General features: G+C 72.2%; 25 protein-coding genes and 1 riboswitch. Of the genes, 6 read left to right on the top strand and 19 right to left on the bottom strand.

Annotated elements, in window-relative coordinates; translation table 11 throughout:
• Positions 1–88 precede the first annotated feature (88 nt).
• A complete protein-coding gene (locus ABD262_RS14120; protein ID WP_344137332.1) occupies positions 89–925 on the top strand; it encodes a C40 family peptidase in 837 nt (278 codons plus the stop codon).
• Between the two features lie 84 nt (positions 926–1009).
• Here the strand turns inward: ABD262_RS14120 and ABD262_RS14115 are convergent, their stop codons facing one another.
• The 4 genes from ABD262_RS14115 to clpB form a co-directional block, all read right to left on the bottom strand.
• The gene (locus ABD262_RS14115; protein ID WP_344137329.1) at positions 1010–2692 is read right to left on the bottom strand and encodes an alpha-amylase family protein; all 1683 of its coding nucleotides are present in this window, start codon (positions 2690–2692) and stop codon (positions 1010–1012) included.
• Positions 2693–2694: 2 nt separating this feature from the next.
• Positions 2695–3660, bottom strand: coding sequence for a TIGR03885 family FMN-dependent LLM class oxidoreductase (locus ABD262_RS14110; protein WP_344137326.1), 966 nt, complete (start codon positions 3658–3660; stop codon positions 2695–2697).
• A 124-nt stretch (positions 3661–3784) separates the two neighbouring features.
• Positions 3785–4222 (bottom strand): hypothetical protein, encoded by a 438-nt coding sequence (locus ABD262_RS14105; RefSeq protein WP_344137323.1) that lies wholly within the window; start codon positions 4220–4222, stop codon positions 3785–3787.
• Positions 4223–4304: 82 nt separating this feature from the next.
• Positions 4305–6878: an ATP-dependent chaperone ClpB gene (gene clpB, locus ABD262_RS14100; protein ID WP_344137320.1), complete on the bottom strand. Its 2574-nt coding sequence runs from the start codon at positions 6876–6878 to the stop codon at positions 4305–4307.
• A 221-nt stretch (positions 6879–7099) separates the two neighbouring features.
• On the opposite strand from clpB, the gene ABD262_RS14095 reads away from it, so the two are divergent.
• On the top strand, positions 7100–8929 hold the full coding sequence (locus ABD262_RS14095) for a right-handed parallel beta-helix repeat-containing protein (RefSeq protein WP_344137317.1): 1830 nt from the start codon (positions 7100–7102) through the stop codon (positions 8927–8929).
• 128 nt (positions 8930–9057) lie between these two features.
• On the opposite strand, the gene ABD262_RS14090 is transcribed toward ABD262_RS14095, so the two are convergent.
• From ABD262_RS14090 to ABD262_RS14080, 3 genes are read right to left on the bottom strand one after another with little or no spacing between them, the layout of a single operon-like run.
• On the bottom strand, positions 9058–9330 hold the full coding sequence (locus tag ABD262_RS14090) for a ribonuclease E inhibitor RraB (protein ID WP_344137314.1): 273 nt from the start codon (positions 9328–9330) through the stop codon (positions 9058–9060).
• Between the two features lie 48 nt (positions 9331–9378).
• Positions 9379–9741, bottom strand: a complete 363-nt coding sequence (locus ABD262_RS14085) for an ImmA/IrrE family metallo-endopeptidase (RefSeq protein WP_344137311.1) — start codon at positions 9739–9741, stop codon at positions 9379–9381.
• Positions 9742–9781: 40 nt separating this feature from the next.
• Entirely contained in the window at positions 9782–10129 is a 348-nt protein-coding gene (locus ABD262_RS14080) for a helix-turn-helix domain-containing protein (protein WP_344137308.1), read from the bottom strand.
• A gap of 188 nt (positions 10130–10317) precedes the next feature.
• On the opposite strand from ABD262_RS14080, the gene ABD262_RS14075 reads away from it, so the two are divergent.
• Positions 10318–10578: a helix-turn-helix domain-containing protein gene (locus ABD262_RS14075; RefSeq protein ID WP_344137306.1), complete on the top strand. Its 261-nt coding sequence runs from the start codon at positions 10318–10320 to the stop codon at positions 10576–10578.
• Between the two features lie 116 nt (positions 10579–10694).
• Here ABD262_RS14075 and ABD262_RS14070 read toward each other — a convergent pair whose 3' ends face one another.
• The 6 genes from ABD262_RS14070 to ABD262_RS14045 form a co-directional block, all read right to left on the bottom strand.
• Entirely contained in the window at positions 10695–11171 is a 477-nt protein-coding gene (locus tag ABD262_RS14070; protein WP_344137304.1) for a heat shock protein transcriptional repressor HspR, read from the bottom strand.
• Positions 11172–11176: 5 nt separating this feature from the next.
• Positions 11177–12187: a DnaJ C-terminal domain-containing protein gene (locus ABD262_RS14065; RefSeq protein ID WP_344137301.1), complete on the bottom strand. Its 1011-nt coding sequence runs from the start codon at positions 12185–12187 to the stop codon at positions 11177–11179.
• 119 nt (positions 12188–12306) lie between these two features.
• Positions 12307–12936 carry a nucleotide exchange factor GrpE gene (grpE, locus tag ABD262_RS14060; protein ID WP_344137298.1) on the bottom strand — a complete coding sequence of 210 codons (630 nt, stop codon included), beginning with the start codon at positions 12934–12936 and terminating at the stop codon, positions 12307–12309.
• The gene (gene dnaK, locus ABD262_RS14055) at positions 12933–14831 is read right to left on the bottom strand and encodes a molecular chaperone DnaK (RefSeq protein WP_344137295.1); all 1899 of its coding nucleotides are present in this window, start codon (positions 14829–14831) and stop codon (positions 12933–12935) included. The genes grpE and dnaK overlap by 4 nt, the downstream gene beginning before the upstream one ends.
• Positions 14832–14962: 131 nt before the next feature.
• Positions 14963–15490 carry a hypothetical protein gene (locus tag ABD262_RS14050; RefSeq protein ID WP_344137292.1) on the bottom strand — a complete coding sequence of 176 codons (528 nt, stop codon included), beginning with the start codon at positions 15488–15490 and terminating at the stop codon, positions 14963–14965.
• 42 nt (positions 15491–15532) lie between these two features.
• Entirely contained in the window at positions 15533–16468 is a 936-nt protein-coding gene (locus tag ABD262_RS14045) for an SGNH/GDSL hydrolase family protein (protein WP_344137290.1), read from the bottom strand.
• A gap of 55 nt (positions 16469–16523) precedes the next feature.
• On the opposite strand from ABD262_RS14045, the gene ABD262_RS14040 reads away from it, so the two are divergent.
• On the top strand, positions 16524–16712 hold the full coding sequence (locus ABD262_RS14040) for a hypothetical protein (RefSeq protein ID WP_344137287.1): 189 nt from the start codon (positions 16524–16526) through the stop codon (positions 16710–16712).
• Between the two features lie 47 nt (positions 16713–16759).
• Entirely contained in the window at positions 16760–17401 is a 642-nt protein-coding gene (locus ABD262_RS14035; protein ID WP_344137284.1) for a DNA-3-methyladenine glycosylase family protein, read from the top strand.
• Positions 17402–17410: 9 nt separating this feature from the next.
• Here the strand turns inward: ABD262_RS14035 and ABD262_RS14030 are convergent, their stop codons facing one another.
• The 3 genes from ABD262_RS14030 to ABD262_RS14020 form a co-directional block, all read right to left on the bottom strand.
• On the bottom strand, positions 17411–19507 hold the full coding sequence (locus ABD262_RS14030; RefSeq protein ID WP_344137281.1) for an elongation factor G-like protein EF-G2: 2097 nt from the start codon (positions 19505–19507) through the stop codon (positions 17411–17413).
• A 63-nt stretch (positions 19508–19570) separates the two neighbouring features.
• Positions 19571–21739, bottom strand: a complete 2169-nt coding sequence (locus ABD262_RS14025; RefSeq protein WP_344138235.1) for an ATP-binding cassette domain-containing protein — start codon at positions 21737–21739, stop codon at positions 19571–19573.
• A gap of 91 nt (positions 21740–21830) precedes the next feature.
• Positions 21831–22511 carry an ECF transporter S component gene (locus ABD262_RS14020; protein WP_344137278.1) on the bottom strand — a complete coding sequence of 227 codons (681 nt, stop codon included), beginning with the start codon at positions 22509–22511 and terminating at the stop codon, positions 21831–21833.
• An 87-nt stretch (positions 22512–22598) separates the two neighbouring features.
• Positions 22599–22701, bottom strand: a riboswitch (TPP riboswitch).
• A gap of 93 nt (positions 22702–22794) precedes the next feature.
• Here ABD262_RS14020 and ABD262_RS14015 point away from each other — a divergent pair.
• Positions 22795–23073: a DUF4235 domain-containing protein gene (locus ABD262_RS14015; protein ID WP_344137275.1), complete on the top strand. Its 279-nt coding sequence runs from the start codon at positions 22795–22797 to the stop codon at positions 23071–23073.
• Positions 23074–23083: 10 nt separating this feature from the next.
• Here ABD262_RS14015 and hutI read toward each other — a convergent pair whose 3' ends face one another.
• The 3 genes from hutI to ABD262_RS14000 are packed head-to-tail and all read right to left on the bottom strand — an operon-like array spanning position 23084 to position 26774.
• A complete protein-coding gene (gene hutI, locus ABD262_RS14010; protein ID WP_344137272.1) occupies positions 23084–24247 on the bottom strand; it encodes an imidazolonepropionase in 1164 nt (387 codons plus the stop codon).
• Positions 24244–25569: a formimidoylglutamate deiminase gene (locus tag ABD262_RS14005; protein WP_344137269.1), complete on the bottom strand. Its 1326-nt coding sequence runs from the start codon at positions 25567–25569 to the stop codon at positions 24244–24246. The genes hutI and ABD262_RS14005 overlap by 4 nt, the downstream gene beginning before the upstream one ends.
• Positions 25566–26774, bottom strand: a complete 1209-nt coding sequence (locus ABD262_RS14000) for an allantoate amidohydrolase (RefSeq protein WP_344137267.1) — start codon at positions 26772–26774, stop codon at positions 25566–25568. Before ABD262_RS14000 ends, ABD262_RS14005 begins: the two co-directional genes overlap by 4 nt.
• Between the last annotated feature and the right edge of the window lie 67 nt (positions 26775–26841).

Here is a 26841-nt window from a genome sequence, read left to right as displayed (position 1 = left end):
GGGGACCGCTCCCCATGGCCGCAACGCCACACCCGCCCCTAGCGTTCGAGCGACCCGGCACCCGCCGGCACATCCGAGGGGGACTCTCATGCAGCTGCTCAGCACCCGCCGACGCAGGATCGCCACCGCCGTGGCGACCGCGACCCTGGTCGCCGTGCCACTGGTCGGCGCGGTCGCCGCCGGCGCGGCCACCGCGACCGGCACGGTCAACACCACCGGAGACCCCGGACCCGCGCTCACGGTGCGGGCCCAGCCCACCGCCGCCTCCGCCGCAGTCGGCCATCGCTCGGACGGCGCGACGATCACCATCGTCTGCCAGACGTACGGACAGCAGGTGACCGGCACCTACGGCACGACGAGGATCTGGGACCGGACCAGGAGCGGCGGCTACGTCAGCGACGCGTACATCCGCACCGGCTCCGACGGGCTCGTCGCCCCCCTGTGCCCCGGCACCCCCACCCCGACCGAGCCCTCGCCGAGCGCCGGGGTGCGCGCCACGATCGCCGCGGCGAAGTCGATGGCCGGGAAGTACCCCTACTCGTGGGGCGGCGGCAACCACACCGGCCCCACCAAGGGGATCTGCTGCAGCCCCAGCGGCATCGACGACCGGCAGACGGTGGGCTTCGACTGCTCCGGCCTGATGGAGTACGCCTTCGCCAAGGGTGCCGGCCTGCGGCTGTCGAGCACCTCGCGAAGCCAGTACGCCGACGGTCCGCGGGTCCCGGTCTCGCAGCTGCGGGCCGGGGACCTGGTCTTCTGGTCGAACGCAAGCCGCGCCACCTCGGGCATCCACCACGTGGCCCTCTACATCGGCGACGGCAGGGTCGTCGAGGCCGATCGGGTCAGCGGTCCGGACATCCGGGTGCGCGCGTTCTCCACGCGCGAGACCGGCGTCATGCCGTCCGTCGTGCGACCGATCGGCTGAGCGCCGCGGGGTCGTGCGACCTGATTTGCCTGGGACGGGTCCGCGGGTCCGTCCCAGGCACACGGACTCGACCGGTCCTCGCACTCAGGGGAGGCGGGCGTCGTCGCCGACGTGGACCCGCAGCCAGCGGTAGCCGTAGCCGTCCAGGGCGAGGGTCACCCGGCCACGGTCGTCGGTGCGTTCCTCGCCGGGCTGCAGCAGGTCGACGAGCAGCACCTCCCGGTCCGCGACCGTCAGGTCGACCTCCGTGGGCTCCGCGCCGAGGTTGTGGACCGCGATCACCGCGGCGTCCTCCCAGGCCGAACGGTGGGCGAGGACGGCGTGGTCCGGCTGTGGCAGCACCTCGAAGGTGCCCCAGCCGAGCTCGGGACAGGAGCGGTAGGCCGCGATCAGCCCGCGGATGAAGCTCCACAGCGAGTCGGGGTCGCGCCGCTGCTGGGCGGCGTTGACGTGCGCGGGTCCGTAGCCACCCTCCACGACGGGGCTGACCAGCTTGCGTGGTGGCGCGGTCGAGAACCCGCCGTTGCGGCCCGAGGTCCACTGCATCGGGGTGCGCACCGCCATCCGGCCCTCCTGTGCGAGGTCCTCGCCCATGCCGAGCTCCTCGCCGTAGAAGATGGTCGGCGTGCCCGGGAGCGAGAACAGCAAGGCGTAGACGAGGCGCAGACGCCGGGGGTCTCCGTCGAGCATCCCGGGCAACCGGCGCTTGAGGCCGCGGCCGTAGATCTGCATCTCCGGCTCGGGACCGAAGGCGTCGAAGACCTCCTGCCGCTGGGCGTCCGTCAGCTTGTCGAGGGTCAGCTCGTCGTGGTTGCGCACGAAGGTGGCCCACTGGCAGCTCGGCTGGATCGCGGGGCGCTGGCGAAGGGCCTTGGCCAGCGGCCGGACGTCACCACGCGCCAGCGAGAGGTAGAGGTTCTGCATGGTGATGAAGTCGAACATCATGTGCAGCTCGTCGGCGGCGTTGCCCCCGAAGAACTTCTTCTGGTCGCGGTGCGGCAGGTTGACCTCGCCGAGCAGGATCGCGTTGCCCTTGCGACGGTTGACGAACGCACGCAGGTCTCGCAGGTACTGGTGCGGATCGGCCGGCACGTCGGGCCTGCCGGGGTCGGCCGCCGCGGTCTCGACGTCGTCAATGAAGAAGGGGACCGCGTCGACCCGGAACCCGTCGAGGCCGAGCTCGAGCCAGAACCCCATGGTCCGGGCGATCTCGTCGCGCACGGCCTGGTTCGCGACGTTGAGGTCGGGCTGGTAGCGGTAGAAGTGGTGGAGGTACCACTCCCCGGTCCGCGGGTCCTTCTCCCAGATGCTGTCCTCCCGGTCCGGGAACACGACCTGGTCCGAGGTGTCCGGCGGGGCGTCCGCGCGCCAGACGTACCAGTCCCGGTAGCGGTTGTCCTTGCTGCGCCGGGCCGCCTTGAACCACGGGTGCTGGTCGGAGGTGTGGTTGATGACGACGTCGGCGATGACCCGGATGCCGCGGTCGTTCGCGGTGCGGATCACCTCGACCAGCTGCCCGTGCGTGCCCAGCCGGTGGTCGACTCCGTAGAGGTCCGTGACGTCGTAGCCGTCGTCGCGGTCGGGAGTCGGGTAGAACGGCATCAGCCACAGGCACGTCACCCCCAGCTCGGCGAGGTAGTCGACGCGCTCGGCGAGACCTCCCAAGTCACCGATGCCGTCGCCGTCGGAGTCGTAGAACGTCTCCACGTCGAGGCAGTAGATGACCGCGATCTTCCACCACTGGTCACTCGTGTCGGTCACGCGCATGGTCAGCTCCCAGTGCTCAGGATGGGAAGGACGTGCTTGCCGAACGCCTCGATGAAGGCGTCTTGCTGCTGTCCCACGTGGTGCAGGTAGAGGTCGTCGAAACCCAGCTCGGCGTACTCCGCGAGCCACTCGGCGTGCTGGGCGAGGTCCGCCGAGACCCGCACCGCGTCGCGGACCGCGTCCGGGTCGACCTGGCCCCACAGCACGTCGAACGCCTCGGCGGTCTCGAGGTCCCACGAGACGGGCGGCCCGTAGACGTTGCCCGCCCACTGGTCGTGCGCGACTCCGAGGGCCTCCGCCTCCGTGGTCGCCCAGGACAGGTGCACCTGGAGCGCGGTGCGGCCGCGTCCGCCGGCGTCACGGTAGGCCGAGAGCACGTCGCGCAACGTCTCGATCGGTTGGTTCACGGTGACCAGGCCGTCCGCCCAGGGGGCCACCCTGGCCGCGCTCTCCACCGACACCGCCGGCCCGACCAGCAGCGGGACCGGGTCCGGCAGGTCCCACAGCCTGGCGCGGTCGACCGTGACCAGGCCGTCGTGGCTGACCTCTTCGCCGGCCAGCATCCGCCGGATGACGTCGACGCACTCCTCGAGCCGCTGGGTGCGCAGCTCCTTGCGCGGCCACCCGTCTCCGGTGATGTGCTCGTTGCTGGCCTCGCCGCTGCCCAGCGCGACCCAGAACCTTCCCGGGAACATCTGGCCCAGGGTCGCGATCCGTTGCGCGTGGACTGCGGGGTGGTACCGCTGGCCGGGAGCGGTGACGCAGCCCAGGGACAGGCTGGTCGTGGCGAGCGCGGCGCCCAGCCACGACCACGTGTAGCCGCTGTGTCCCTGTCGGGTGCTCCACGGCGAGAAGTGGTCTGAGCACATCGCCATGTCGAAACCGGCCCGCTCGGCGTGCTGGACGTCAACGAGCAGCTGGCGAGGGCTGACCTGTTCGTGGGAGGCGTGGAAGCCGATCCGCGTCATCACCCCACCTAAGCGGAGAAGCGGTCACCCCGCACCCGACCAGCGGGTATGCCGCGCGCGCGGCACCGCGGCACACCTCCCCGGCGGTCGTGGCCGGGCACGGCCGGCGAGCGCCATGAGCCGGTCAGCCCACGTCGTCGGGGGTGGCCTCGTGGCCGGCCCGCCCCTCGGTGCGCCGGTCGGCCTTCATCTCGGCCTCGAAGACGTGCCGCCGCCCTTGCATGAGCTCGTCGCGGACCTGCTGCTCGAGGCGCTTGAAGTTGGCGTAGTAGCCGTCGTCGAACTCCTCCACCACCTGGAAGGTCCACCGACCGGCCAGCACGTTGCGCCCCACGAGGTCACGCTCCAGCTGGTCGGCGAGCGCGCCGTGCCCGGCCGCACGCAGCTGGTCGCAGGCGTCGCCGAGGGCGAGGTCGGCCGAGCCGGTGAGCCGGTGCAGGCCGTAGAGCCGGCCGCGCACCTCCTCGATCGTCTCGAGCGCCTCGCTGAGCTTGCCCACGGCCTCGACCGTGGCATCGTCGACGCCCTCGGGGCGACGGTCCAGTCCCAGGTCGTCTGTCATGCCCACAGTCTGCGTGGTGACGCCGACGCGCGCAGGTCGTGGGTCCGGAGCGGCGCGCAGGCGCGCCCCGGACCCACGGCCGTCAGCGCAGGACGAGGGTGTCCGCGGTCTCGTCGAGGTCGACCGTCACGGTGTCGCCGTCGCGCACCTGCCCACCGAGGACCGCCCTGGCCAACCGGTCACCGATCTCCTTCTGGACCAGCCGGCGCAACGGGCGTGCGCCGTAGGCCGGGTCGTAGCCGGTGATCGCGAGCCACTCGCGCGCGGCCTCGGTGACCTCCAGGGTGATCCGGCGCTCGACCAGCCGGGTGGCCAGCTGGCGCACCTGGAGCTCGACGATGTGGGCCAGCTCGGCGGAGGTGAGGGCGTCGAAGATGACGACCTCGTCGAGCCGGTTGAGGAACTCGGGCTTGAAGCTGGCCCGCACCACCCCCATCACCGCTTCGCGCCGGGCCGAGTCGTCCATCGTGGGGTCGACCAGGAACTGGCTGCCGAGGTTGCTGGTCATCACGAGGATGACGTTGCGGAAGTCGACGGTGCGGCCCTGACCGTCGGTGAGCCGGCCGTCGTCGAGCACCTGGAGCAGGATGTCGAAGGTCTCCGGGTGCGCCTTCTCGACCTCGTCGAGGAGCACCACCGAGTAGGGACGTCGGCGGACCGCCTCGGTGAGCTGACCGCCTTCCTCGTAGCCGACGTACCCGGGCGGGGCCCCGATGAGGCGCGCGACCGCGTGCCGCTCGGAGTACTCGCTCATGTCGATCCGCACCATCGCGCGTTCGTCGTCGAACAGGAAGTCGGCCAGCGACTTGGCCAGCTCGGTCTTGCCGACCCCGGTCGGGCCGAGGAACAGGAAGGAACCGGTCGGCCGGTCGGGGTCGGCCAGCCCGGCGCGCGAGCGACGGACCGCGTCGGAGACCGCCGCGACCGCCTTCGACTGCCCGATCAGCCGGGAGCCGATGATCGACTCCATCGACAGCAGCTTCTCGGTCTCGCCCTGCAGGAGCCGACCGGCGGGGATGCCGGTCCACGCCGAGATGACCTCGGCGATGTCGTCGGCGCCGACCCGCTCCTTGACCATCAGGTCGCCGCTGCGCAGCCCGCTGGCCACCTCGTCCTCGTTGGCGAGGGCGAGGGCCTTCTCGAGCTCGGGGATCTCGCCGAACTCGATCCGGCTGGCGGTCTCGAAGTCGTACTCGCGGCGGGCCTTCTCCAAACGGGTCCGGGCCTCGTCGATCTGGGTCTTCAGGTCGCCCACCCGGTTGAGGCCGGACTTCTCCGCCTCCCAGCGCGCGTTGAGGGCAGCCAGCTCCTCCGACCGGTTGGCCAGGTCCTCGCGCAGCCTGGCGAGCCGCTCCACGGAGGCCTCGTCGGTCTCGCGCTCGAGGTGCAGCTCCTCCATCTTGAGACGGTCGACCGCGCGCCTGAGCTCGTCGATCTCGACCGGGCTGGAGTCGATCTCCATGCGCAGCCGGGAGGCGGCCTCGTCGACGAGGTCGATCGCCTTGTCGGGCAGCTGGCGGCCGCTGATGTAGCGGTCCGAGAGCGAGGCCGCGGCGACGAGGGCGGCGTCCTCGATCTCGACCTTGTGGTGGGCTTCGTAGCGCTCCTTGAGCCCGCGCAGGATCGCGATGGTGTCCTCGACCGAGGGCTCGCCCACGAAGACCTGCTGGAAGCGCCGCTCGAGGGCGGCGTCCTTCTCGATGTGCTGGCGGTACTCGTCGAGCGTGGTCGCACCGACCAGGCGCAGCTCGCCCCGGGCCAGTAGTGGCTTGAGCATGTTGCCGGCGTCCATCGCGCCCTCGCCGGTCGCTCCGGCTCCCACGACCGTGTGCAGCTCGTCGATGAACGTGACGACCTGTCCGTTGCTGGCCCTGATCTCCTCGAGGACCGCCTTGAGCCGCTCCTCGAACTCGCCGCGGTACTTCGCCCCGGCCACCATCGCGCCCAGGTCGAGGCTGATCAGCCGCTTGTCCCGCAGGGACTCCGGCACGTCGCCGTCGACGATGCGCTGGGCCAGCCCCTCGACCACGGCGGTCTTGCCGACGCCGGGCTCGCCGATGAGGACGGGGTTGTTCTTGGTGCGCCGCGACAGCACCTGCACGACCCGCCGGATCTCGGAGTCGCGCCCGATGACCGGGTCGAGCCGGCCGTCGCGAGCCGCCTGGGTGAGGTCGGTGCCGTAGGTCGCGAGCGCCTCGCCGCCCTCGACGGGGGTCTCGCTGGTGACGGTCCGTCCGCCGCGGGTGGCCTCGATCTTGGCCTCCATGTCCTTGGCGCCCCGCTTCTCGACGGCGGCGAGGTGACCTGTCTCGGCGAGGGCGAGCAGCAGCAGGTCGAGGGCGAGGTAGGTGTCGCCCTTGGCGCGCATCAGGGTGTCCGCCTGCTGCAGCACGGCCAGCGCCTCACGACCGAAGGTCGGGGGCTGAGTCGCGCCGGAGGTCTTCGGCAGGGCGCGCACTCGCGCATCGGCCTGGCCGAGCACGTGGGCTGCGCCGGTGCCGGCGGCCTGCAACAGGGCGTCGGCCTGCGCCGTGTCGAGCTGCACGAGGGCGCTCGTGAGGTGGTCGGGGGTGATCTCCGGGTTGCCGGCGGACTGGGCCGCTCGCTGGGCGAGCGCCAGCGCCTCGGCCACCTTGGCGGTCGGCTTCAGCTCCATGCGTGTGTCTGCTCCTCGCGGATGAGTTCGGGGACTTTTCCCTCGTGACAACCCCGCTGAACTTGAGCCTATTCCACTCAACCTTGTGCTGGGAAGGCATCAGCCGATCGGTTGATACTTCAAAAAACGCCGCGGCGACTCGTCCAGATGCATTAGTCCTTGTGTATGAGCTCATGTATTGTCCTCCGCTTGCAGGGACTGACCCCCCGGAAGGACCTCTCGTGAACAGGCCTCAGGCCCTGCATCGGTATGCCCCCCGCCACCGCGCCCAGCGCGGCACCGCAGCCCACCGCTTCGCTGCCCTGGCCCTCTGTGTCCCCCTCGCCGCGACGGCTGGACTGGGGACCGTCATCCCCGCCTCCGCGGCCACCACGACCACCCGCGCGGCCGACACCTCCGGCTCGCTCGCCATCGGCGCCGCAGGGTATGCCGTGCCTTCGGGCGCGGTCTTCGCCTCGACCTCGGGCAGCGACTCGGCAGCGGGCACGCTCAGCAAGCCGGTGCGCACCATCGCCCGGGCCATCGCCCTCGCCCCCGCGGGCGGCACCGTCGTCCTGCGTGGCGGCACCTACCACGAGTCGCTCGCCATCTACAAGAAGGTGACGATCCAGAACTACCCGAAGGAAGCCGCCTGGATGGACGGCACCGTCCCGGTGACCGGCTGGACGCAGTCGGGCACGGCGTGGGCGCACAAGGGCTGGACCACCCGCTTCGACGCGAGCGTCGGCTACACCAAGGGCGCCAAGGACGGGACCGCGCCGGGCTGGCAGTTCGTCAACCCGGCCTACCCCATGGCCGCCCACCCGGACCAGGTCTACGTCAACGGCACGCAGCAGCGACAGGTCGCGTCACGCGCCAAGGTGGTCGCCGGCACGTTCTTCCTCGACACCGCGACGTCGACCCTCTACCTGGGGAGCAACCCCACCGGGCAGGCCGTGCGCGCAGCCACCCTCAACCACGCGATGAGCATCCGCGCGGCCGGCGTGGTCGTCCGCGGCATCGGGGTCCGTCGCTACGCCCCCAGCATCTGGCACGTCGGCGCCGTCACGGTGGAGCAGCCGAGCGCGCGGATCGAGAACGTCAGCATCCTCGACTCGGCCACGATCGGGCTCGGCGTCATCGCCTCCGACGCCGTCGTGAACCGGACCACCATCCAGCGGGCCGGCATGCTCGGCCTGCACATCGCCACCGCCGACCGCTTCCAGCTGCTCAACAGCCGGGTGGACAGCAACGACTGGGAGCGGTTCAACCCGGCCCCGGTGGCGGGTGGCATCAAGGCGAGCCGCACCCGTGGGGTGCTCATCAAGAACAGCTCCGTCTCGAACAACCTCGGTCACGGCTACTGGTCCGACGTGTCCATCTACGACACCAAGCTGATCAACAACAACTTCGTCAAGAACGTGGCGACGGGCATCTTCCTGGAGATCTCAGCTCGCGGCACGATCGTCAACAACCTGGTCGACGGCAACGGCGCCGAGGGCATCAAGATCAACAACACCAGCACCGTGTCGATCTACAACAACACGGTGGTCCGCAACGCGCGTCCGATCAACATCGTGCAGGACCCGCGCACCCCGGCCAACACGTCGTACGGCCACGACTACCGCTACAACGAGCCCGAGATGACCTGGCTGGTCGGCCCGGTGACGGTGCGCAACAACGTGATCGGCCTGCCCAACTCCAAGGCCAACTGCGTCTTGTGCGTCGAGGACTACACCTACAAGCGCACGGCGGCCCAGATGGGCGTGACGAGCAACGGCAACGTGTTCAACCGGGTCAACGCGGGCGACCCCGACTGGCTGACCGTCTGGAGCCGGGGCACCGCCATCAACCCGGGCATCTACGGCACCCTGCCCGCGCACCGCAGCGGCACCGGTCAGGACAAGTCGAGCCTGGCGTACGACGGGTTCTACGCCATCTCGTCGACCGGCCACCTGTCCGGCACGGCCCAGGCCAAGGCAGGCAGCGTCGCCGTCGGCCTCCCGTCGGCACTGGCCAGCCTGTCCGGCCAGACCGCGGGCGCCAAGTGGCTGGGCGTCTGGGGTCGCTGACCCAGGGCAGCACGCGAGAGGGACCGGCACCCACTGGTGCCGGTCCCTCTCGCGTTGCCTGCTCGACCACCGACCCGGTGTGCCCGGGCTCCCGCGGGAGCCCTCGAGGTCGGGCGTGGCGCGCGCGGTCAGGTCGGCGGGATGGGATCCGGGTCGTACCAGCCGCCATGCTCCTCGGCCAGCGCGCTGAACCGGTCACGGAGCCCGGTCTCGACCGGGCCGGACTCGTCGGCGACCATCTCCTCGACGACGTGCACGGCCCACTCGTGGTCCTCGGAGTCGTCCTCCCCGGCCAAGGCTTCGCGGACGGCCCGGACCTCGGAGAATCCCTCGTGGGCCAGCTCGGCAGCCACGTCGTCGGCGGTCTCACGGTCGGGAAAAACCAGCAGGTGCTCACTCACAGGACGAGTATGCCGCGCGGGCGGGACGAGTCTGCCGCGCGGGCGGGGTCAGTCGGCCCACCGGCAGGCGCGCCGCAGCCGGGCGCGCTCGGCGGGCGCGGCATGGGTGAGCCGGAACCGCACCCACCGCTCGGGCACCTTCATGTGCCAGACGAAGTCGTCCCAGTCGCTGGCGAGGGAAAGACGTCGCTCCATGACGTCCAGTGGCATGGCCCGTCGGGCCGCCTCGCGCTCGACCCTGCGCTCGATGGCGGAGGCCGCCCAGCCGGCGCACTCGACGTCGCCACGCTCGGCGTGGACCAGCTCGTGCCACAGCGAGCACCGCTCCTCCTCGAGGCTGCGACCCGAGCGCAGCACGATCGCCCGACGGCCGTGGTAGTAGCGACCGGGCTCGGCGATGGGTTGGCGCACGAGCACCACATCGCGCATCCCGCCCAGCACTGCCCAGGGGTCAGGAACCCCGGATGCGCCGCTCGATGGCGTCAAGCCTGCTCCTCACGTCGTCGATCAGGGCCAGGACCTCCTCGTCGCTGACCCCGGACCGGACCCGCTGGCCCGGAGCGTTCACGAAGCCACCATCCTGCGGCGACCCACCGACAGGCTCACCCCGGTCGTCCAGCCCGAGCACCTCGAGCACCTTGGCCCGCTTGACGTCCTGCACGCCGAGCCCGTCCTCCACGCGCTTCCACGTGATCGAGGAGATGCGAGCCTCCCTGGCGGCCTGTTCCTTGCTCCACCCGTGACTGAGGCGGGCACGTTCGACACGGTGGCCGAGGCGTTCGAGCTGCTCACGATTCATGCTGCGCATCTTGCCAGTCACACCCAGTCACTTCTAGTCCTGCTCAGTCACGTTTCCCCCCGCGCCCCCACCAGTTCGGGCGCTGCACGGCGGGCGCCGCCGAGCCCCCGGCGAGGGCGATCGCTCGTTCCGGGGACCCCTGTGCACAACTCTTGCCGGACCACGCGTTCATGGCTAGATTCATGGCCATGTCTAGGGAAACACCGTCAAATGGCGCGATCGAGGTCCATGGCTACGCACTGCGCGTCATCCGCCGCGCCAGGGGGCGAGCAGTCACCGACCTCGCCGCGGCCCTGGAGGTCGACCCCTCGTACATCAGGCACCTCGAGACCGGCAGCAAGCTCCGGGTCAGCCCAGAGGTCTACGCCGCACTGCTGCGCGAGCTGCAGATCGAGGACTACCGGGCCCTGCTGGCCACCGCCCCCCTGCGCGACGAGGTGTCTGCGTGAGGTGCCCCGCCGAGGTGCCCGACTGACCTGCCCGGCCCCCCAAGCGCCGGCGCATGCCGAGAGCCCCACCCGGTGACGGGGTGGGGCTCTTGGCGTGCCGTGAGATCAGTGGTGCTTCACCGTGGCTCAGTGGTCGCGCGGTGGTGGCTCGGCCGCCACACCACCAGGGCCTGCGAGCGCTGCAGCCGGGGGCGCTGTCCGGCCCGTACCGCGATCACGTCGCCCGAGGGGCCGACCGCGAAGACCCGGGAGGCGGGTCGTGACGGGGACGCGAGCCGCGAGCGTTCCAGCTCGTCGGTGAGCTCGAGCACCCGGCTGCGCAGCGCCGTCACCTGGTTCTCGAGCTCCAGGATGCGCCGGATGCCGGCGAGGCTGACACCCTCTTCCTGCGACAGTCGCTGCACCTCCCTGAGCATCGCCACGTCGCGTCCGGAGTAGCGCCGACCGCCACCGCGGGTCCTCGACGGGCTGACCAGGCCGAGCCGGTCGTACTGCCGCAAGGTCTGCGCGTGCATGCCGGCCAGGGTGGCCGCGACGGAGATGACGAAGACCGGGGAGTCGTCGTCGGGGGAGAATGCACGGACGTCGGCCACGACCGTCACCGCCTCGCGTTCGCGAAGAGCTCGGCCCGGGGGTCGAACCCCTTGTCGAGGGTCTGCAGGGTCTCGACCGCGGCCATCGCCTCGTCGGACAGTCGCTGGGGCACCACGACGCTGACCTTCGCCAGCAGGTCACCCGGCTTGCCCTTCAGCGGCACGCCGCGGCCCTTGATCCGCAGGACCCTGCCACTGGGGGTGCCCGGGGCGATGCGCACCTTGACGCTGGACCCGTCGAGGGTCGGCACGGCCACCGTGGCGCCGAGGGTCGCCTCGGCGAACGTCACGGGAAGCTCGAGGGTCAGGTTGTCGCCCTCCCGAGCGAAGACGGGGTGCTTCTCGACCGCGACGGTGAGGATGAGGTCGCCCGCGGGCGCACCCGAGTCGCCCGGCTGCCCCTTGCCGCGCAGGCGGATCTTCTGACCGTCCTTGACCCCGGCCGGGATGCGGGTCGTGATCTGGCCACCACCGGTGGTGCCGAGGGTGACGGTGGCACCCTCGACGGCATCGCGGAACGACAGGCTCGTGCGGGCCGTCAGGTCCGCGCCCTTGCGCGGACCCTGGGGTGCGCGGAACCCGGCGCCCCCGTAGGCGGGACCGCCGCCTCCTCCGAACATCCCCCCGAGGAGGTCCTCGAGGCTGGGCTCACCGCCGCCACCGGTCGAGTAACGGACCCGGGGGCCGCCGCGGCCCCCGCCCCCGAACATGGTGGAGAACACGTCGTCGAAGCCGGCCGCGCCACCACCGGGCCCACCGGCGGTGAACCGGGCGCCACCCCGGGCCATCTGGCGGACCGCGTCGTACTCACGGCGCTTCTCGGGGTCGGACAACACCGAGTTCGCCTCGCCCACGTCCTTGAACCGCTGCTCGGCAGCGGCGTCCCCCGCGTTCTGGTCGGGGTGGTGGGCACGAGCGAGCTTGCGGTAGGCCTTCTTGATCGCCGCCTGGTCGGCGTCCTGGGGGACGCCGAGGATCGCGTAGAAGTCCTTCTCGAACCAGTCCTGGCTAGCCATGTCGGCATCCTCCTTCCTGCCTCGTCCTGGTGGCGCCCGGTCCGCCGGTCCGGCCCGCGCCGGTGGCGCGGGTCGGATCGGCGGCCGGGGCGTGGGTCATGCTGGAGATGATGCTGCCGTCACTCGGGATCGGCCACGGCGACGCGCGCCGCCCGCAGGATCTGCTCGCCGGCGCGGTAGCCGGGCTGAAGCACCTGCACCACGGTGGTCGAGTCGGTCGGCTGCACCGAGCCGTCCTGGGGCCACGCGGTGTGCATCAGGGCCTCGTGCAGGTTCGGGTCGAACTGCTCGCCGGCCGCGCCGTAGCGCTCCAGCCCGAACTTGCCGAGGGTCGACTCCAGCTTGTCGGCGATCGCCGAGAACGGGCCGTCGACCAGGTCGCCGTGCTCCCTCGCGGCGTGGATGTCGTCCAGCACCGGGAGCAGCGCCTCGATCACCGACTGGGCGGCGCGCTCCTGCACGACCGCCCGGTCCCGGTCGACGCGACGCTTGTAGTTGACGTACTCCGCCTGGAGCCGCTGGAGGTCGGCCAGCCGCTCCCCCGCCAGCACCGTGTCGGGGTGGAGGTCGGCCGAGTCCGACGGCTGCTCGCCAGCCGCCTCGGTGGCGTCACCGGGGTGCTGGGGGCCGTCAGCCTCGTCGAGGATGTCGCCCTGCAGCGGAGCCGCCGCGGGGGCGGTGGGCGCGGCGGTCTCGCCGGCGCCCACCACCTCCTCGACACCGTCAGGCATGGGGGCCTGGTCGGTCACTTCTTCTCCTCGTCGTCCTCGACGACCTCGGCGTCCACGACGTCGTCGTCGGACGCACCCGCGTCAGTGGAGCCGGCGCCGTCGGACGCCGCACCGTCACCGGAGGTGCCGGCCTGCTCGGACTCGGCCGCCGCGGCATACATCGCGGTGCCCAGCTTCTGCGACTCCTCGGAGAGCTTCGAGGTCTTGGCCGAGATGTCCTCGGGCGTCGCGCCCGACTCCGGCTTCAGGGCCTCCTTGAGGTCCGCGAGCGCGGCGTCGACGTCGCCACGGCCGTCGGCCGGGAGCTTGTCGGCGTTGTCGCCGAGGAACTTCTCGGTCGAGTAGACGAGGTTCTCGGCGGTGTTGCGGGCCTCGGTCTCCTCGCGACGCTTCTTGTCCTCGTCGGCGTGGGCCTCGGCCTCCTTGATCATCCGCTCGATGTCCTCCTTGGCGAGGGCCGAGCCACCGGAGATGGTGATCTTCTGCTCCTGGCCGGTGCCGCGGTCCTTGGCGGAGACGTTGACGATGCCGTTGGCGTCGATGTCGAAGGTGACCTCGACCTGCGGCACGCCGCGCGGGGCGGGTGCGATGCCGCTGAGCTCGAAGGTGCCCAGCTGCTTGTTGTGCTGCGCGATCTCACGCTCGCCCTGGAAGACCTGGATCAGCACGCTCGGCTGGTTGTCCTCAGCGGTCGAGAACACCTCGGAGCGCTTGGTCGGGATGGCCGTGTTGCGCTCGATGAGCTTGGTGAACAGGCCACCCTTGGTCTCGATGCCGAGCGACAGGGGCGTGACGTCGATGAGCAGGACGTCCTTGCGCTCACCCTTGAGGACACCGGCCTGCAGGCTCGCGCCCACGGCGACGACCTCGTCGGGGTTGACGCCCTTGTTGGGCTCCTTGCCACCGGTGAGCTCCTTGACGAGGGTGCTCACGGCGGGCATGCGGGTCGAGCCACCGACGAGGACCACGTGGTCGATGTCGGCCAGCGCGATGCCGGCGTCCTTGATGACGTTGTGGAACGGCTGGCGGGTCCGGTCGAGCAGGTCCTTGGTCAGCTGCTCGAACTGGGCGCGGCTGATCGTCTCCTCGAGGTGGATCGGGCCGTTCTCGGACATCGAGAGGTACTGCATCGACACGTTGGTGCTGGTCGAGGAGGAGAGCTCCTTCTTGGCCTGCTCCGCCGCGTCGCGCAGCCGCTGCATCGCGATCTTGTCCTTGGACAGGTCGACGCCGGAGGTGTTCTTCACCGTGGTGAGGAGGTGGTTGACGATGCGCTCGTCCCAGTCGTCGCCACCGAGCTGGTTGTCACCGCTGGTCGCGCGGACCTGGATCGTCGAGAAGCCGTCCTCCGGGTCCTTGCCGACCTCGAGGAGGGACACGTCGAAGGTGCCACCACCGAGGTCGAAGACGAGGATGAGCTCGTCCTCCTTGCCCTTGTCGAGGCCGTACGCGAGCGCTGCGGCGGTGGGCTCGTTGATGATGCGCAGGACGTTGAGGCCCGCGATCTCACCGGCCTCCTTGGTGGCCTGGCGCTCGTGGTCGTCGAAGTAGGCGGGGACGGTGATGACGGCATCGGTCACGTCCTCACCGAGGTAGGACTCGGCGTCGCGCTTGAGCTTCTGCAGGATGCGGGCGCTGATCTCCTGCGCGGTGTAGGTCTTGCCGTCGATCTCGGGCGACTTCCAGTCGGTGCCGATGTGGCGCTTGACGGAACGGATCGTCCGGTCGACGTTGGTGACGGCCTGGCGCTTGGCGATCTCGCCGACCAGCACCTCACCGCCCTTGGAGAACGCCACCACGGACGGGGTCGTGCGACCGCCCTCCGCGTTGGCGATGATCGTCGGCTCCCCGCCCTCGAGGACGGCGACGGCCGAGTTGGTGGTACCGAGGTCGATGCCGACCGCACGTGCCATGGGAAATCTCCTGTTGCGTTGGGGTTGAGTTGCCTGCACTCAAGTTAGGAGCAGAGCTGCCGGGTGGCAAATCCGAGCGCCAAACTTGCGTTCACTCGGCTCAACTTCGTGCGGGAGGAGATTGTTCCCGGTCAGTCCTCGCCGCGCGCGACCCCGTGCCAGTAGGCGGCGATCTCGCTGCCCTCGCGCAGCACAGCATCCGGCTGCGGCGGCGCGGGCCAGAGCTGGAGCAGGTAGCGGTCGGGGGCGACCTCGTCCTCCTCGGGGGTGTCGAGCTCCTGCCCCTCGTCCATCGCGGCCACGCAGTAGCGGGCCCGGTGCCACCCGGACTGCGGGATGGTGCAGCCGTACGCGCTCTCGAAGGTCGCGATCGTCAGGTCGGGCGTGGACAGGTCGACCGACACCTCGACGACGTCCTCCCACTCCTCGTCCACCGCCGGGGCGTCCTCGCTCCAGGTGACGACGAGGGGCACCTCACCGGTGTGCAGACCCGTGACCATGCCGAGCTGGTGCGGGACCTGCGCGCCCACGAGCCCGTTGGCCTGCCCCCGGCGGGCCGCGATCAGGTCGTCGGACTCGTCACCGCTGCCGTCGGGGTCGGAGTAGAGGTCGATGAAGCCGTAATGGACGTCGACGAGACCTGCGAACACCTCGGGCATGCGGCCAGCCTCTCGCGCCGCGTCGCGTCGAGGCAATCCGGGTCAGCGGGTGCGGGGCGCGAGGAACCGGGTCAGCGAGTCGCCCCAGGCCGCCCAGCCGGCCGGGTTGGGGTGGTAGACCTCGGCCTGCCGCCCGCCCCTGGTGCCGAACCCGACGAACCACGGGTCGGCCTTCGCCCCGGCCGCCGGCTTCGCGCCGAGCTCGTGACCGGCGAACACCGTGGCGGCGGACGTGTCGAGGTAGGTGCGCTCCCGCCCCGGGGCGGACGCCCGGACGGCGTCGACGGCCTCCTGCTGCACCGCCGTGCCGGCCCTCCCCAGCGCGCGGATCCCCCGGTTCGCGTCGTAGCCGCCCTGCTCCACCAGCGGCCGGTCGGGCGCCAGGAGGGGGTAGCTGCGCAGGACGAGGGTCGCGTCCGGCCGCATCCGCGACCGCACCTGCGTGAGCGCGGCGGTCAGGTCGGTGCGCAGCCGGGGCAGCTGTGCCCACGCCCGCTGTATGCCGTCGGCGCAGCCACCGTCGGCGGTGCCGGTGCCGAACAGGAAGCACTGGACGACGATCGTGCCGAACCCGACGTCGTTGCCTCCGATGGTCAGCACCACCACGTCCGCGGTCCGGTCCACCGCGTCGACCTGGGCGGGGCGGGACTGGTCGCGGGCGTGGGTCAGGTCCGCCACGACGGCCCCGCTGCACGAGACGTCCACGACCGCGGCCCGCACCTGCGCGGCATACCGGCGTCCTGCGCTCTGGGGGGTGCGGAAGCAGGAGTCGAGGTAGCCCCCGGCACCGTTGCCGGCCGAGTAGGAGTCGCCGAGCAGCACGACCTTGTCGAGCCGCTCGACCGGCGGGGCCGCCGGGGCACGGCTCGACCCGGCCACAGCCAGCCCGGCGCCGCCCAGCACGGCGACGGCCACGAGGGGCACGGCGAGCCTGGTCCACCGCTTCACCCGCACCTCCTCACCGGTCGACCCCCTCACGCTACGTCGAGATCCTGGGCGTCGGCTGTCGGTGGGCGGTCCTACCGTGGGCGTCATGGCCGAGAAGCGTCCGTCCCACCTCAGGCTGGTCCGCGCCCCGGCCGCCCCGGCGCCGGCTGCCGAGGTCTTGCGCGCCGAGGTCTCGCGCGCCAACACCGAGCCGACCGAGACCTACCCGACCGAGACCTACTTCGCCCAGCTCCAGGCCCTGCGCGACGAGCGTCGCCGGCTGCGGGCCGGCTGACCACCGGGTCGGGTCGAGTCGGTCGGGTCGGGGTAGCGTCGCCGCTCGTGGACGACCGGCTCTTCGCGCGCACGGTGTCGGAGCTGACCGCCGCCGACCCCGACCTCGCCGCGCTGGTGGCCGCCCACGGCACGCCACCGCTGTGGCTGCGGCCCCCGGGTTTCGCGAGCCTCGTGCTGTTCATCCTCGAGCAGCAGGTCTCGCTGGCCTCCGCGGCCGCCGCGTACCGCAAGGTCCTCGCGCGGACGGGCTCGCTGGCACCCGAGGCCCTGCTGCGCACCACTCCCGAAGAGCTGCGCGAGGACGGCGTCTCCCGGCAGAAGGACCGCTACCTGCGCGCACTGGCCGCGGCGGTGGTGACCGGTGAGCTCGACCTGCCCGCCCTCGACGTCCAGTCCGACGACGAGGTGCGCCGCGCCCTGACCGCCCTGCCCGGCATCGGCCGCTGGACCGCCGACGTCTACCTGCTCGCGTGTCTCGGCCGCCCGGACCTGTGGCCGGTCGGCGACCGCGCCCTGCAGGTCGCTGCGGCCGAGGCGCTGCACCTCGACGTGGTGCCCGACCAGGCGGGGCTGGAGCAGCTGGGCGCGCGGTGGCAGCCCCATCGCTCGACCGCGGCACGGCTGCTGTGGCACGGCTACCTCGTCCGCCGGGGGCGCTCCGAGACGCCGCTGGTCGTCCCGGACTGAGCGCACCGGTCAGCCTGCGGTGACCTCGCGGGCCAGGGCTGGCGGCATGTAGTCGTAGCGGACGAAGCTGCGGGTGAAGCTGCCGGTGCCGTGGGACACCGAGCGCAGGTCGACCGGGTAGCGGGCGAGCTCGTGGGCCGGCACCTCGGCGTGGATGACGGTGCGCCCGGCGACCTCGGCCGGCTCGGTGCCGTGGACCTGGCCCCGCCTGCCGCGCAGGTCCGCCAGGACCCCACCCACCGCGTCGTCGCTGACCTCGATGTGCACCTCGTCGACGGGTTCGAGCATGGCCACCGTCGAGTCGTTCGCCGCCTCGCGCAGGGCCATCCCGGCGGCGGTCTGGAAAGCCATGTCGGAGGAGTCGACCGAGTGCGCCTTGCCGTCGACGAGGGTGATCCGCACGTCGACCACGGGGTAGCCGGCCAGCACCCCCTTCTCGAGCTGGGAGCGCGCGCCCTTCTCCACCGAGGGGATGAAGTTGCGGGGCACTGCGCCGCCGACGACCTTGTCGACGAACTCGATGCCCGCGCCGCGTTCCAGCGGCTCGATCTCGAGGTGGCAGACCGCGTACTGGCCGTGCCCGCCCGACTGCTTCACGAGCCGGCCCTGCACCTTGGTCGGCCGGACGAAGGTCTCGCGCAACGAGGTCCGGACCGGCTCCACCTCGACGGGCACGTGGTAGCGCGAGTCGAGGGTGGCGATCAGCTGGTCGACGTGGGCCGGCCCCATCGCCCACAGCACCAGCTGGTGGGTCTCGGCGTTGTGCTCGAGCCGCATCGTGACGTCCTCGGCCACCAGCCGTTGCAGCGCGGTCGCGAGCTTGTCCTCGTCGCCCTTCGACCGGGCGTGGATCGCCACGGGCAGCAACGGGTTGGGCAGGAGCCAGGGTTCGACGAGGGCCGGCTTGTCCTTGCGCGACAACGTGTCGGAGGTCTCCGCACCCGACAGCTTGGACACCACGACCACGTCGCCGGCGATCCCCGCCGCGACGGGTCGCGTCTCGTCACCCACCGGCGCGGAGAGCGGGCCGATCCGCTCGTCGTCGGTGTCGTGGTCGGCGTGCTCGTCGACGAGGTGGCTGGCGAAGTGCTGGAGGTGACCGGAGATGTGCACCGGCTCGTCAGGGCGCAACGTGCCGGAGAACACGCGCACGAGCGACTGGCGTCCGACGAACGGGTCGGTCGTGGTGCGCACGACCTCGGCCACGAGTGGGCCGGACGGGTCGCAGGTGACCGGACCGAAGTCGCCACCGGCCGGGGTGTACACGGTCGGGACTGCTGCGCCCACCGGCGACGGGAATCCCTTCTCGCACAGCTCGAGCAGCGCCTCGACCCCCACGCCGCCCGGGGCGTGGGTCGGCAGGATCGGGAAGAACCGCGCGGTCGCGACGGCGAGGCGCAGGTCGTCGGACACCGCCTCGGTGTCGACCTCCTCTCCCCCCAGGTAGCGCTCGAGGAGCCCTTCGTCCTCGGACTCCTCGATCACGGACTCGATCAGCTCGCCCCGCTGGGCGTCGATCAGCTCACCCTCGTCGGCGCTGGGCTCCCGGTCGGCCTCACCCCCACCCGGCTGCTGCTCGGTCACGGTGCGGCGAAGGAGGTTCAGCAGTCCGGTGACCGCGCCGTCGACCACCAGCGGCAGGGCCAGCGGCTCGGCATCGCCGAACGCGCGCTGGCACCCTTCGACGGTCGCCTCGAAGTCGGCCCGCGCCTGCTCGAGGCGCGTCACGGCGACGGCGCGCGGCATACCGAGCACCTCGCACTCACGCCACAAGAGCCGGGTCGGCTCGTCCACCCCATCGGCCGCGGCCACGACGAAGAGGGCCGCGTCGGCGGCCCGCAACCCGGCGCGCACGTCGCCCACGAAGTCGGGGTGACCGGGGGTGTCGAGCAGGTTGAGGGTGACCTCGCCACTGGGGATCGAGGCCGCCGTGAGCGACTGGGTGGGCGCGAGATCGCCTCCGTCACGAGCGCGGCGGCCCGGGATCCGGGCCGCCACGAGCTGGTCGAACAGTGCCGTCTTGCCGGCCCCGCTCGCTCCCACCAGGACCACGTTGCGGATCTGGTCCGGTGCGGCCGGACCCGCGGCGTCATTGACACGGTTCATGGAAGTCACCTTGCTCCGGTTCCCCAGCGAGCCGCAAGGGGTCGTCGCAGACGAGGCGCCGGCTCAGCGGACCACGACTGCCAGCGCGAGGGGGAGCAGGCTGGCGGCGACCACCAGCCAGTCGGCGCGTCGCCAGGGGGCGGGCGCCGCCCAGGTGCGCCGGTATGCCGTGGCGAACCCGCGTGAGTCCATCGCGACCGCGAGCGCGGCTGCCGACTGGAGCGATCGGACGAGCATCCCCAGGGTCAGCGCCCACAGCTCGGCGAGGACCGAGCGCGGCGAGCGTGCGGAGGCTCCGATGCCGCGCACCCGGCGGGCCCGGGCGATCTCGGACCAGACCTCGCCGAACGTGTGCACCCGCTGCAGCGCCGCGGCGACGGCCACCACGGGGCGGGCCGGGAGCCGAAGCCGCTGCCCGAGGTGGTCGCCGAGGGCGTCGGCATCGACGTGCTGGATCAGCACCGTCGAGGGCAGCACGATGATGAGCACCCGCAGGCCCGCGGTGAACGCGGTCTCGTGGTCGTGTCCACCCAGGAGCCAGGTGGACCACGCCACCGAGAGCGCGCCGAGCAGCCCGGGCCCCAGTCGCAGGAGCACTCCACGGAGGCGAACCGCGGGTGCCGGGCCCCGGCCCGGAGCGCAGAGCGCGAGCCCGGCCAGCACAACCTGCGCCGCGAGGACGACGAGGCTGGTGGACCACCGAGGAGACACCACCCCCGCAGGGATGGCCAGGCTCGCGCCCAGCAGCAGCGAGAGCGGTCCGGCCCGCGCCACCAGGGGTCGGCGCAGGACCGGGGCGGGGGGTGGCTGCACGGGCCGCTCGATCACCGTGACCGCGTCAGCGCGAGCAGTCACGGCGTCGTCGTGGGTGGTGAGGACGATCGCTGCGCCGGTGTCGCGCAACCCCTCGACGATGCCCATGACGGCAGCCCAGGTGAGCCGGTCCTGTCCGACGGTGGCCTCGTCGGCACAGACCAGGGCGGGTTGGTGGACCACCGCCGACGCCATCGCGAGCCGCCGCTGCTCCCCACCAGAGAGGTGTCGCGGGTCGGCCTGCTCCAGGTGGTCGAGGCCGAGGTGCGCCAGCAGGGCCCGAGCCCGCGCCAGCGCCTCGGACTCGACCGACCCCACCGCCCGTGACGTGGTCATCACCTCGTCGAGCACGGTGTGGCTGACGAGGGTCGAGCTGGCCCACTGGGGCACCCAGGCCACCCGGCGGGCCAGCTCGACGGTGCCCAGCTCACGCGGGTCGCGCTCCCCCTCGACCGCGAGGTCGGGCCGCAGGCGCACCTCCCCGCCCTGTCGGCGCAGCAGCCCGGCCAACGCGAGCATGAAGGTGGACTTGCCCGCCCCACTGGGACCGACGAGGGCGTGCACCCGACCCGCGCGGGCCTGGAACCACTGGTCCCGCACCGCCACGGTGGTGCGCGTCGAGCCGTCGAGCCCCCGCACCGACCTGCTGATGGTGACGTCGGCCGCGTCGAGGGTCAGCACGTTGGCGCCGGTCGACGACGGCTCGAAGACCCCGGCAGGTATGCCGCGTGGTTGCGGATCGGGGAACCCGGGCACCCAGATGCCTTGGGCTGCAAGCGACTCCCCGTGCAGCGCCAGCACTGTCGACGGCTCGCCGTCCGCCTCGACCCGACCAGTCGAGTCGAGGACGACCAGCCGGTCGACGAGGTCGAGCCAGGGGCCGAGCCGGTGCTCGACGACGACCGTCGTCAGCCCCCGGGACCTGGTCACCCGGTCGACGGTCCGGCGGACGGTGTCGGCGTTGCCTGGGTCGAGCATCGCAGTGGGCTCGTCGAGCAGCAGGACGGCAGGCTCGAGGGCGAGCGCTCCGGCCAGGGCGAGCCGCTGCTGCTCACCCCCGGACAGCGCGAAGGTCGGGGTGTCCTGGGGCATCTCGAGGCCGACCGCCTCGAGCGCGGCCGTGACGCGCGCCGGCATGTCCGCACGCGGCATACCGATGTTCTCGAGGCCGAAGGCGACGTCGCGCCCGACGGTGGCCGAGACGATGCCCGCGCCAGGGTCCTGGAGGACGAGGCCGACATCGCCGGCCCGGGCCCCCGGGACGGCACCGTCGAGGAGCACGGTGCCACCCCGCTCGCCCGAGTCGGCGACCTCGAGCACGCCGGCGAGGGCCCGCAGCAGCGTCGACTTGCCCGAGCCGCTCGGGCCCACTAGCAGGACCCGTTGGCCGGCCGGGAGGTCGAGGTCGAGCCCGGGGATGACCGGGTCGCGGCGGCCGTAGGGTCGCCAGGTCAGCCCCCGGACCTCGAGGTGCCCCCGACGCCCCAGGGGGGCGCCGGGGCCGGGGTGCTCAGACAGCGTGTGACTCCCGGGCTTCCTGTCCGGCCGGGAACGCGCCCAGGGCGCCGGCTCGAGCCAGGCCGCGGGTCAGCAGCCAGCCGAGACCGCCGGCCACGATCGCGCCCGCGACCGTCAGGATCCCGCCGTAGGCGAGCTTGTAGGCAAGGTCCCAGTCGGTCCAGTAGACCTGCCACTCGTAGAGGGCCTCCAGCGGAGCCGAGAGGGCGCCGGCCAGCAGCGCGGCGCCGAGGCCGAACGCCGCGTACCCGAGGACGAGGAAGGCGATCTCCGCGCCGAGGCCCTGCAGGATGCCCGAGACGAGCGTGGTGAAGCCCCACTTGGTGCCCGGCAGCATCGAGACCAGCGCCGCCACCACCTCGCACAGCAGGGCCGCTCCGGGGCGCCTGATGACCAGGCCGCCCACCACCCCGGCCATCAGCCAGGGCGCTCCGGTGATGCCCTGGAGCGGCGGGAAGACGGCCTCGAGCCCCGCGGCCGGTGCGGTGTAGGCCAGGCCCCAGGCCCAGTAGGCGACGCCGAAGGCGGCGCCGAGGAACGAGACGGTCAACAGGTCGACGGTGCGCCAACCCCAGAGTGAGCCGCTCGCACGGATGCTCCCACGGCGGGCCGTGGTCGGTGCGGTGGACGAGGTCGTGCTGGCCGAGGTGGCCGGGGTGTTGGTGGTGCTCATGTGTTCTTCTCCCGTGGAATCCGGTGGATACCTCGGGGAGACAGCTGCCGGACGAGGAGCACCTGTGGTGGCGCACTCGCCCGACAGGTGTCTGAGATCTCGACTCCCTACGCCGGTGCGAACCGGATCAGGTGTGAGGGTCTGCGGTCTCCCGCACTCTCAGCGCTCACGCGCTCCCCTGTCGTTACGTCTCGAACCCTACTCCACGATGTGACAGGGTGGAGGCGCAGGTCAGCAGCAGTTCGCGGCGGCCGGAGGGCGATCTGGACGGAAGAGGTGCGTCATGGGACCACTGGTGTGGCGAGTGCTCGGGACCGGGTCGGCGGTGCTCGCCGGCGTGGTCGCCAACAAGCTGGTCACCACCGCGTGGAAGAAGGCCGGCCGCGACGCCGTGGTCGACCCACGCGACCCGCGGACGCCCTGGAAGGACGCCATCGCGTTCGCCGCGCTGACCGGTCTGGCCGCCGGCGCGGCCAAGGTCATCGTCACGCGCAAGGCGGCCGAGTACTACCAGAAGTCGGCCGGACACCTCCCGAAGGCCATGCAGGAGGGCGACGCCTGACGCGTCGGCGCTAGAGGTCGAGCGCCCGTGCGATCGGGACGCCGGCTCGGTAGGACAGGTGGACGTGCGATGGTGCGTCGAGCACCGTCAGGTCAGCGCGGGCGCCCACTTCGATACGACCGATGTCGTTGCGCCGCAACGACTTGGCCGAGCCAACGGTGGCTGCGAGCACGGCCTGCCCGGGCGTCAGCCCCATCTCGCGCACCGCGAGGGCGATGACGAACGGCATCGACGACGAGTAGCAGGTGCCCGGGTTGCAGTCGGTCGCCAGGGCGACCGAGACCCCGGCTCGCAGCAGGGCCGCCGCGTCGGGGTAGGGCGAGCGGGTCGAGAACTCCACCCCCGGCAGGAGGGTCGCGACGGTCGTGTCGGCCGCCCCGGCGAGCGCCTCCACGTCCGCGTCGGACAGGTAGGTGCAGTGGTCGACGCTGGCCGCACCCAGCTCGACGGCCAGCTGCACGCCCGGCCCGTGACCGAGCTGGTTGCCGTGGACGCGCAGCTCCAGCCCCGCCCGTCGCCCGGCGAGCAGGACCACCCGAGCCTCCGCCTCGGTGAACGCGTGCGCCGAGTGCGGCTCGCAGAAGACGTCGACCCACCGCGCGTGCGGAGCCGCCGCCGCGAGCATCGGTCCGGTGACGAGCTCGAGGTATGCCGCGCGGTCGCCGGCGTGCTCGCGTGGCACCACGTGGGCGCCGAGGAACGTCGTCTCCGGGGTGAACTCGCCCGCGATGCGCAGCGCCCGGGCCTCGTCCTCGACGGTCAGTCCGTAGCCGCTCTTGATCTCGACCGTCGTCGTGCCCTGGGCGCGCATCTCGGCGACCCGCGCGGCGACCAGGGACCGCAGCTCGTCGTCCGAGGCCGCTCGGGTCGCGGCGACGGAGACCCCGATCCCACCCCCGTCGTAGGGAGTGCCGGCCATGCGGGCGGCGAACTCGTCACCGCGGTCACCGGCGAAGACGAGGTGCGCGTGGGAGTCGACGAAGCCGGGGAGCACGGCCCGGCCGTCCACGTCGATCGCGTGGTCGGCCGCCGGCGCCTGCGTGGACGAGCCGAGCCACGCGATCCTGCCCGCCTCCACGACGAGGGCGGCGTCGTGGCGAAGGCCCAGCCCGTCGGGCGTGGTCCCGTCGCAGGTGACCAGCTCGCCGATGCCGGTGACGACGGTGCTGCTCACCGGTGGTCCCGCACGTCGGCGAGCGCCTTGCCCAGCATGGCCGCCACGTCCCCGAGCCGGTGCCGTCCGGCCTCCACCACCACCTGGCCGCCGACCACCACGGTGTCGACGTCGGCGCGCGTCGCGCTGTAGAGGATCTGGCCCGCCTTCGCGCCCGCGGTGTTGACGGTGTCGGTGCGGACCACGACGAAGTCGGCGGCCGCTGCGTCGGCGATGAGTCCGGCATCCTGCCACCCGAGGCTGCGGTAGCCGTCCACCGACGCTGCGGCCATCAGCTCGTCGGGGGTGAACCGGCCGCGCTCGTTGCTGGCCAGCCGCTCGTGCATCTCCAGGCCCCGCACCTCCTCGAACGGGTCGATGACGGCGTGCTGGTCGGAGCCGAGCGAGAGCCGCGCACCGGCCTCGGCCAGCGCCCGGGCCGGCCCGATCCCGTCCGCGAGGTCGCGCTCGGTCGTGGGGCAGAAGCAGGCGGTCGACGCGGACCGGCCGAGCAGCTGGATGTCGTGGTCGGACAGGTGCGTGGCGTGGACCGCGCTGAACCGCTCGCCCAGCAGCCCCGCCTCGTCGAGCAGCTCGGTGGGGGTGGCGCCGTAGAACACCTGCGTGGCGAGGTTCTCGGCCGGCTGCTCGCTCACGTGGGCGTGGACGATCCGCCCACGGGTGACCTCGGCCATGGCGCGCAGGTCATCGCGGGGCACCGCACGCACGGAGTGCACCGCGGCCCCGATCCGCGTGGTCGGATCGGGGGCGAGCGCGGCCACCCGTGCGGCCCAGCGGTCGACGTCGCCGTCGGTGAAGCGGCGTTGCACGTCGTCGAGCGGCACGTGCCCGTCACCCGACAGGCCGCCGGCGAGGTAGCAGGTGTCGAGCAGGGTGAGCCGCAACCCGGCTTCGCGGGCAGCCTCGATGATCGCCGCGCCCATGGCGTTGGGGTCGGCGTAGGGCCGGCCGGCGAGGTCGTGGTGCAGGTAGTGGAACTCGCCGACCACGGTGGTGCCGGACAGCACCATCTCCGCGAAGACCGCGCGGGCCAGGGCGAAGTAGATGTCGGGCGTGAGGTGCCGCGTGACGGCATACATCTGCTGCCGCCAGGTCCAGAAGTTGCCGCCGTCGCCGTGGGTGCGGCCGCGCAGCGCGCGGTGGAAGGCGTGGCTGTGGGCGTTGGCCAGTCCGGGCAGGACGACGCCGTGCAGGCGCACCTCGCCTGCCTCCGGCCTGGCCCGCCGGTGCACTCCGGAGAAGACCCCGTCGACCACGTCGAACCGCACGCCCGTCGCGAGCCCGGTCGGGAGCCAGGCGTGCTCCGCCCAGTAGCTGGTCACGCCGCGTCCCCGGCGAGGTCCTCGAGGACGGCTGCGAGGGCCGCGACCCCTTCGAGGCAGTCGGACGTCTCGGCGAACTCCGCCGGGGAGTGGGAGACGCCGGTGGGGTTGCGGACGAAGAGCATGGCCGTGGGGATGCCGGCGTTCGCGAGGATGCCGGCGTCGTGGCCGGCCCCCGTGCCGAGCACCGGGATGCCGCCGAGCCGGGTGCCCAGCCGTCCGCTCAGCGAGGCGTCGAACGGTGTGGAAGGGGTCCACGACTCCTGGGTGATCCTGCCGCCGGACTGCTCGACCATGGCGGTGATGTCGGAGACCGCGCGACGCACCGGACGCGGGCTGGCGCCGCGGGCGTCGAGCCAGCCGGTGACCGCGCTGGGGATCGCGTTGACACCACCGGGCGTCACGGCGACCTTGCCGATGGTCGCGACGCAGCCGTGGGTGATGGCGGCCTCGCGCGCGGCGAGCACCGCGGCGGCATACCCGAGCATCGCGTCGTGGCGGTCCTCGAGCCTGGTCGTGCCTGCGTGGTTGGCCTCGCCGACGAAGTCGAGGCGCCACCGCCCGTGCGGCCAGATGTCGCTGCCGACCGCGATGGGGTGGTCGAGGTCGATGAGCCCACGGCCTTGTTCGACGTGCAGCTCGACGAAGCTGCCGATGCGGCGCAGCGCGTCGTCGTCGCGGCCGATCTGGTGGGGGTCGCGACCGGCGGCCGTGAGCGCGTCGGCCATCGTCATGCCGTCGGCGTCGGTGAGGCTGCGCGCGCGCCGCGCGGTCATGGCGCCGGTGATCACCCGTGAGCCGGCGCAGGCGACTCCGAACCGGGCGCCCTCCTCGTCGACGAAGTTGACGATGCCGATCGGCCTGGACGGCTGGAACCCGCTGTCGCGCAACGAGTCGACTGCCGCGAGTGCGCTGACGACCCCGAGCGGCCCGTCGAAGGCGCCGCCGTCCGGCACGCTGTCGAGGTGGGAGCCGGTGACGACGCCCTTGTCGCCCCTGGCGGCCGCCGAGTCGGGGTCGCCCCACCAGGCCCACTGGTTGCCCATCCGGTCCTCAGTGAGGTCGAGCCCGCGCGCGAGGCACTCCCCGGCGAACCACTCGCGCAGGTCGTGGTCTTCACGGGTCCACGCGAACCGGCGGTAGCCGCCGCTCTGGGCGCTGCGTCCGACCGGTTGCAGGTCGGACCACATCGACTCGAAGCTCACGGTGTCCTCTCAGCTCTGCCCGCACCGACGGCGAGGTCCAGGCGACGCTCTGCTCGAACCGGCACCG

Source organism: Pedococcus bigeumensis, from assembly GCF_039531795.1.
Classification (GTDB): Bacteria; Actinomycetota; Actinomycetes; order Actinomycetales; family Dermatophilaceae; genus Pedococcus; species Pedococcus bigeumensis.
This window is presented reverse-complemented; position numbering and strand designations above follow the sequence as displayed.

Bases quoted from the DNA above. Each gene is read 5' to 3' on its own strand.
- ABD262_RS14020 (WP_344137278.1), bottom strand. From the start codon at position 22,511: ATGAGCACCACCAACACCCCGGCCACCTCGGCCAGCACGACCTCGTCC.
- ABD262_RS14050 (WP_344137292.1), bottom strand. From the start codon at position 15,490: ATGCCCGAGGTGTTCGCAGGTCTCGTCGACGTCCATTACGGCTTCATC.
- dnaK (WP_344137295.1), bottom strand. From the start codon at position 14,831: ATGGCACGTGCGGTCGGCATCGACCTCGGTACCACCAACTCGGCCGTC.
- ABD262_RS14030 (WP_344137281.1), bottom strand. From the start codon at position 19,507: ATGAACCGTGTCAATGACGCCGCGGGTCCGGCCGCACCGGACCAGATC.
- ABD262_RS14115 (WP_344137329.1), bottom strand. From the start codon at position 2,692: ATGCGCGTGACCGACACGAGTGACCAGTGGTGGAAGATCGCGGTCATC.
- ABD262_RS14110 (WP_344137326.1), bottom strand. From the start codon at position 3,660: ATGACGCGGATCGGCTTCCACGCCTCCCACGAACAGGTCAGCCCTCGC.
- ABD262_RS14120 (WP_344137332.1), top strand. From the start codon at position 89: ATGCAGCTGCTCAGCACCCGCCGACGCAGGATCGCCACCGCCGTGGCG.
- ABD262_RS14015 (WP_344137275.1), top strand. From the start codon at position 22,795: ATGGGACCACTGGTGTGGCGAGTGCTCGGGACCGGGTCGGCGGTGCTC.
- clpB (WP_344137320.1), bottom strand. From the start codon at position 6,878: ATGGAGCTGAAGCCGACCGCCAAGGTGGCCGAGGCGCTGGCGCTCGCC.
- ABD262_RS14105 (WP_344137323.1), bottom strand. From the start codon at position 4,222: ATGACAGACGACCTGGGACTGGACCGTCGCCCCGAGGGCGTCGACGAT.
- ABD262_RS14080 (WP_344137308.1), bottom strand. From the start codon at position 10,129: ATGAATCGTGAGCAGCTCGAACGCCTCGGCCACCGTGTCGAACGTGCC.
- ABD262_RS14075 (WP_344137306.1), top strand. From the start codon at position 10,318: ATGTCTAGGGAAACACCGTCAAATGGCGCGATCGAGGTCCATGGCTAC.
- ABD262_RS14040 (WP_344137287.1), top strand. From the start codon at position 16,524: ATGGCCGAGAAGCGTCCGTCCCACCTCAGGCTGGTCCGCGCCCCGGCC.
- ABD262_RS14065 (WP_344137301.1), bottom strand. From the start codon at position 12,187: ATGGCTAGCCAGGACTGGTTCGAGAAGGACTTCTACGCGATCCTCGGC.